A 6,373-nucleotide genomic window follows, 5' to 3' on the forward strand; every position below is an offset into this window, starting at 1 on the left:
CATCCTCAAGGCGAAAGTAGGTAGCCGCTGCGGTAGGCCTCGGCGCCTGCGACATGGCCGATGACCATCCCGGCAGTGGCCATGCGGCGCAGCGAACGGGCGTAAAGCAGGCCGGCCTGTCGGCAGTGCACGGGCGTTACGCGGTCGGAAATGGGGTCGATGATTTCGGCGATCAGTTGCCCGGCTTCCAGGTATTCACCGGGCAGGGCGCTGAACACCAGCAGGCCGCCCACCGGCGTTGCCACCGGTTCGACGCCGGCCAGCGGCGTGGCCGGGTAGGGCAGGTCGGGCAGCGGTGCTGCATCGCCCGCAATGGCGCCGAAGTGAATCAAGTAATCGATGATCGCCTGGCAGTCGAGCGCCGCCAAGCCGTGGTTGACGTCGCCCTGGCCGCGCAGTTCGACGGTTACCGAAAAACTGCCCATGGGGATCGGGAAGCGCTTGCCGAAGCGTTGCTGCAACTGCCACCACACCAAGGTGAAACACTCATCGAAGGACTGCCCACCGGAATCGGTCGCGAGCAAATTCGCTTCCGAACCGATGTACCGCGCCAGCGGCTCCACCTGCGGCCAAGCCTCGGGCGTGGTGTACAGGTGCGCCACGGCTTCGAAGTCGCAATGCAGGTCCAGCACCATATCGGCGTCGCAGGCCAGGCGTTGCAGCACCAGGCGCTGGGATTGCAACTGGGTGTCGGCACTTTGCGCGGCGAGCGCGGTGGACAGCGCCGCGCGGATCAGTTCGATGTTGTGCCGGGGATCATCCCCGAGCAAGTCTTCGATCTGGTTGCCGACGGCTTCACTGAGGTCGACAAACAGGCGATTGAAGTTCTGCCCGCTCTCCAGCTCATAGCGACCCAACGGGATATCCATCAACACCTGTTCCAGGCCCACTGGATTGGCGATGGGCACCAGCACGATCTCGCTGCGCAGGCGGCCGGCCGCTGCCAGCTTCGCCAGCTGCACCTTGAGGTGCCACGCCACCAGCATGCCCGGTAGCTCGTCGGCATGCAGCGATGACTGGATGTAGATCTTGCCCTCGGCCTGCTCCGGGCCGAAGTGAAAACTATGAATCTGCCGCGCCGTGCCTGGCACCGGCGCAATCAGCTCATGGACGTGATGCCGCATGAATGCTCCTTAATGGCTCGGCCCGAGGAAAGCCAGCCAGCGGCGTTCCGCCAGACGAAACAGACCGACCAGCGCAAAGGTCACGGTCAGGTAGATCAGCGCAGCGATACCGAATGATTGAAAGGTCATGAAGGTAGCCGAGTTGGCATCCCGTGCCACTTTCAGGATGTCCGGAATCGTCGCGGTAAAGGCTACCGTGGTCGAGTGCAGCATCAGAATCACTTCATTGCTGTAGTACGGCAACGAGCGGCGCAACGCCGATGGCATGATCACATAGGCGTACAACTTCCAGCCGCTCAAGCCGTAGGCCTTGGCCGCTTCGACTTCACCGTGGGCCATGCTGCGTATGGAACCGGCGAAAATCTCGGTGGTGTAGGCGCATGTGTTGAGGGCGAACGTCAGGATGGTGCAGTTCATCGCATCGCGAAAGAACGCATCCAACACCGGTTGCGCCCGCACGGCGGCGATGCTGTAGATGCCGGTGTAGCAGATCAGCAACTGGATATAGAGCGGCGTGCCCCGGAACAGGTAGGTGTAGAACTGCACCGGCCAACGTACCAGCGGGTTGCGCGATACCCGGGCGATGGACAGCGGGATCGACACCACGAAGCCGATGACGAGTGCGGCCGTGAGCAACCACATCGTCATGGCCAGGCCGGTGATGTGCTGGCCGTCGCTATAAAGGAAGGGGCGCCAGTATTCCTGCAAGAGTTCAATCATCGCACTGCCTCCCGGGAGCCTGCGGAGTAGCGACGTTCAAGACGGCGCAGGACAAAGTTGGACGCGCTGGTGATCAGCAAATAGATGAGTGCAGCGAGCACCAGGAAATAGAACAGTTGGTAAGTGCTCTTGCCCGCGTCCTGGGCGGCCTTGACCAGGTCGGCCAGGCCGATGATGGACACCAGTGCCGTGGCCTTGAGCATCACCATCCAGTTATTGCCGATACCCGGCAAGGCAAAGCGCATCATCTGCGGGAAGGTCACGTAGCGAAACCGTTGCCCGCGCTTGAGGCCGTAGGCCGTGGCGGCTTCCAGCTGGCCGCGCGGCACGGCAAGGATGGCGCCACGGAAGGTCTCGGTGAAATACGCACCGTAGATAAAGCCCAGGGTGATCACCCCGGCGCTGAATGGGTCAATCTCGATGTATTCCCATTCCATGAAATCAGTCAGGCCGGTGAGCCAGGTTTGCAGGCTATAGAAAATCAGCAGCATCAGCACCAGGTCGGGCACGCCGCGGATCAACGTGGTGTAGAGCTGGGCGGGGATACGCAGCAAGCGCAGGCTGGACAGTTTGGCGCTGGCGCCGAGCAGGCCCAGCAACACGCTGACGGCCAGGGACAGCACCGACAACTTGATAGTCATCCAGGTGCCTTGCAGCAACAGCGGGCCGAAACCCTTCAAGCTGAGCGCGCTCAACCCGAGGGTTTGCAACAATTCTTCGAACATAAATCAGGACCTATGGCGATAAAAAAGCGCCCCTCCCATGGAAGGGCGCTCCAGGCATTATTTGCCGCTGTACAGGTTCAGATCGCCAAAGTGTTTCTTCTGGATAGTGGCGTAGGTGCCATCATCGTGTAACGCTTTGATACCTTTATCCAAAAGCGCCTTCAGTTCAGTGTTACCTTTTTTGATACCGATGGCGGTTTTCGACGGCAGCAGTGGGTCGTCGATGGCTGCGCTGACTTCATAACCAGCACCGGCTGGCGACTTCAGGAAGCCCAGTTCGGCTTGCAGCATGTCCTGCACGGAAGCGTCGAGGCGCCCGGAAGTCAGGTCGGCATACACCTGGTCCTGGTTGGCGTAGGCCTTGGTGGTCACACCGGCTTTATCCAGTACGGCCTTGGCGTAGGCTTCCTGGATGGTGCCTTGCTCGTAGCCCACGGATTTGCCCTTGAGGGACTCAGGCGTCGAGTAGCCAGCGCCTTTCTTGAACACCAGCGACGTCGGGCCGGAGAACAGCTCGTTGGAGAAGTCGATAGCCTTTTCGCGCACCGGGGTCACGGTCATGGACGAAATCACGCCGTCGAACTTGTTGGCTTTCAGGCCTGGAATCATGCCGTCGAAATCGCTTTCGACCCATTTGCACTTCACTTTCAGCTCAGCGCAGATCGCATTGCCCAGGTCGATATCGAAGCCTACCAGGCTGCCGTCGGCGGCCTTGGATTCGAACGGCGCGTAAGACGGATCGACACCAAAACGCAATTCCTTGTATTCCTTGGCCAGCGCGGAACCGGCGGCCATGCACAGAGCCAGTGCAGAAAGGGTCAGCAATGCTTTTTTCATTATGTAATCCCTGGAAACCAAGATAAGCGCTTGTGGCGCGTTTAGGACTGTTACTGAACGGTGTCAGACGGATCACAAGTAGCAATTTCTGCACCATAGTTCCGAATGTAGTTCCGAATGATCGTTTTAAAAGGTGGGACAAGGGCGTTCTGAGTCTAGGTGATGCCCGAAAATGGGCATTGAAAATTCAGTGCATCATTTAAGGTCATGTTGGTCGGTGTCAGGTCAGGAGGTCTTGCAGGGTGGCGAGGTTGTCAGCGTCTTCCACAGATTTATCCTGCCGCCAGCGCAACATCCGTGGAAACCGCACCGCAATCCCGCTCTTATGCCGCTTGGACAGGGCAATCCCTTCAAACCCCAATTCAAACACCATGCTCGGCGTCACGCTGCTCACCGGGCCGAACTTTTCCACCGTGGTCTTGCGCACAATCGCGTCGACCTTGCGCATCTCTTCGTCGGTCAGCCCTGAGTAGGCCTTGGCAAAGGGCACCAGCGTACGTTCGCTGCCGGACGGGCCGTCCCACACCGCGAAGGTGTAGTCGCTGTAGAGACTGGCGCGTCGGCCGTGGCCGCGTTGGGCGTAGATCAACACCGCGTCGACGCTGAACGGGTCGACCTTCCACTTCCACCACACGCCCATGTCCTTGGTGCGGCCCACGCCGTACAGCCCATCACGCGCCTTGAGCATCATGCCTTCCACGCCGAGGCTGCGGGAGGCTTCGCGCTGTTCTGCCAGGTCCTGCCAACTGTTTGCCGTCAGCAAAGGGGACGCCAGCAATACAGGCTGGTTGCACCCGGCAATCACCTGCTCAAGCTGGGCGCGGCGCTCGGCCTGGGTGTGGTTGCGCCAGTCGTCACCCTGATGTTCCAGCAGGTCGTACGCCAGGACCGCGACCGGGGCATCCTCCAGTACCTTTTTGCTCAGGGTTTTGCGGCCGATGCGCTGTTGCAACTGAGCGAAGGGTTGCACCGCGTCTTTCCACACCACGATCTCGCCGTCGATCACCGTGCCGTCGGGCAAGCCGCTCACCAGGCTGTGGAGTTCGGGGAAGCGCTCGGTCACCAGCTCTTCACCCCGTGACCAGATCCACAGACGGCCGTCACGCTTGACCAACTGCGCACGGATGCCATCCCACTTCCACTCGACCTGCCAATCGGCGGGAGAGCCCAGCAAGGTGTCGAACTGCTCCACCGGTTGCGCCAAGCCGTGAGCGAGAAAAAACGGATAAGGCTGCCCGCCCCGTTGCGCATGTTCGTCGGACGATTCAGGGGCGATCAGCTTGAGGTAGCCCTCAGGCGTAGGGCGATTGGACAGATCGGTGTAGCCCACCAACCGCTGGGCCACGCGCTTGCTGTCGAGTTCGGCCATCGCGGCAAGGGCGCGGGTGACCAGCAACTTCGACACGCCCACACGAAAACTGCCGGTGATCAACTTGATGCACACCATCAGGCTCGGCTGATCCAGTTGCGCCCATAACGCAGGGAGCCGCGCTGCCAAGTCCAGCGGAGGCAGGCCACGCAGAGGCAAGAGTTTTTCCTCCAGCCACACCGCCAGACCGTCCTCTGAGGTGTAGGGGGATTCCGGCAGCAGCAGGGAAATGGTCTCCGCCAGGTCGCCCACCGACTGGTAGCTCTCTTCAAACAGCCACGGCTCGATGCCGGACGCTTCGGTGGCCATGTCCCTCAACAGACGCGTGGGTACCAATTGCCGCGGCCGTCCGCCGGACAGAAAGTACACGGCCCAGGCTGCATCTTCCGGCGCGGCATGGCGAAAGTACGCCTGCAGCGCCGCCAGCTTGGCGTTGCTCGAGGTGGTGGCGTCGAGGTTGGCGTACAGCTCGGCGAAGGCCTTCATGCGCTGGCCTCCTCTTCGTCATCGCCGTATTCAGTGGTGAAACCCATGGCATCCAGGCCTTTTTCCCGCAGATGGCGTACCAATACGCCGACAGAACCGTGGGTCACCATCACCCGTTCCGCGCCGGTTTGCTCGATGGCCCACAACAGGCCCGGCCAGTCGGCGTGGTCCGACAGCACAAAACCACGGTCGACCCCGCGTCGTCGGCGGGTGCCGCGCAAGCGCATCCAGCCGCTGGCGAAGGCGTCGCTGTAGTCGCCGAAGCGCTTGATCCAACTGCTGCCGCCCGCAGACGGGGGGGCGATGATCAGGGCCTGGCGTAACAGCGGATCGGTCTTCTTGAAGTCACCGGCGTAAAGCGTTTCAGGGATGTAGATGCCAGCCTCGCGGTACACCCGGTTCAACGGCTCGACCGCGCCGTGGCTGAGGATCGGGCCGATGCTGGCGTCGATACCATGCAGGATGCGCTGGGCCTTGCCGAAGGAATAACAGAACAACACGCTGGCTTTGCCGGCGGCGATGTTCGCCTGCCACCAGTCGTTGATCCCGGCGAAGATCTGCGCCTGGGGCTGCCAGCGGTAGATCGGCAGGCCGAAGGTGGATTCGGTGATAAACGTGTGGCAACGCACCGGTTCGAAGGGCGCGCAGGTACCGTCGGGCTCGACCTTGTAGTCGCCGGACGCGACCCAGACTTCACCCTGGTATTCCAGGCGCACCTGGGCCGAGCCGAGCACATGCCCGGCCGGGTGGAAACTTAGGGTGACGCCATGGTGTAGAAGTTTTTCGCCATAGGCCAGGGTCTGCAGGTTGATGTCCTGGCCCAGGCGTGAACGCAGGATGCCTTCGCCGGGAGCGGCCGCCAGATAGTGCTGGTTGCCGGTGCGAGCATGGTCGCCGTGGGCGTGGGTGATGACCGAGCGTTCCACCGGGCGCCAGGGGTCGATGTAGAAATCTCCGGCGGGGCAGTAGAGGCCTTCGGGGCGGGCGATGACGAGGTCCATGGGGTGACCGGGGGAGGTGGGCTTATCAGGTAGGAGGCGGGCGGAGGAGGAGAAGTTCGATTAACTATTTGGGGTGAGCGGGCTTGTGTGGTGAGCGGGCTTGCCCCGCGC

At 61.6% G+C, this 6,373-nt stretch carries 6 protein-coding genes; all 6 read right to left on the minus strand.

Annotated elements, in window-relative coordinates:
* Nucleotides 1-5 precede the first annotated feature (5 nt).
* The 6 genes from K7431_RS20445 to K7431_RS20470 all read right to left on the minus strand — a co-directional run bounded on the left by K7431_RS20445 (nucleotide 6) and on the right by K7431_RS20470 (nucleotide 6,262).
* Entirely contained in the window at nucleotides 6-1,124 is a 1,119-nt protein-coding gene (locus K7431_RS20445; RefSeq protein ID WP_012722622.1) for a succinylglutamate desuccinylase/aspartoacylase family protein, read from the minus strand.
* A 9-nt stretch (nucleotides 1,125-1,133) separates the two neighbouring features.
* Nucleotides 1,134-1,844, minus strand: coding sequence for an ABC transporter permease (locus K7431_RS20450; RefSeq protein WP_012722623.1), 711 nt, complete (start codon nucleotides 1,842-1,844; stop codon nucleotides 1,134-1,136).
* Nucleotides 1,841-2,569 carry an ABC transporter permease gene (locus K7431_RS20455; protein WP_012722624.1) on the minus strand — a complete coding sequence of 243 codons (729 nt, stop codon included), beginning with the start codon at nucleotides 2,567-2,569 and terminating at the stop codon, nucleotides 1,841-1,843. The genes K7431_RS20450 and K7431_RS20455 overlap by 4 nt, the downstream gene beginning before the upstream one ends.
* Before the next feature lie 57 nt (nucleotides 2,570-2,626).
* Nucleotides 2,627-3,406, minus strand: coding sequence for a transporter substrate-binding domain-containing protein (locus K7431_RS20460; protein WP_012722625.1), 780 nt, complete (start codon nucleotides 3,404-3,406; stop codon nucleotides 2,627-2,629).
* 220 nt (nucleotides 3,407-3,626) lie between these two features.
* Nucleotides 3,627-5,261, minus strand: a complete 1,635-nt coding sequence (locus tag K7431_RS20465) for an ATP-dependent DNA ligase (protein ID WP_012722626.1) — start codon at nucleotides 5,259-5,261, stop codon at nucleotides 3,627-3,629.
* Nucleotides 5,258-6,262 carry a ligase-associated DNA damage response exonuclease gene (locus K7431_RS20470; RefSeq protein ID WP_012722627.1) on the minus strand — a complete coding sequence of 335 codons (1,005 nt, stop codon included), beginning with the start codon at nucleotides 6,260-6,262 and terminating at the stop codon, nucleotides 5,258-5,260. The genes K7431_RS20465 and K7431_RS20470 overlap by 4 nt, the downstream gene beginning before the upstream one ends.
* Nucleotides 6,263-6,373 lie beyond the last annotated feature (111 nt).

It is taken from the genome of Pseudomonas fluorescens group sp. (assembly GCF_020093335.1).
Lineage (GTDB): Bacteria > Pseudomonadota > Gammaproteobacteria > Pseudomonadales > Pseudomonadaceae > Aquipseudomonas > Aquipseudomonas petroselini.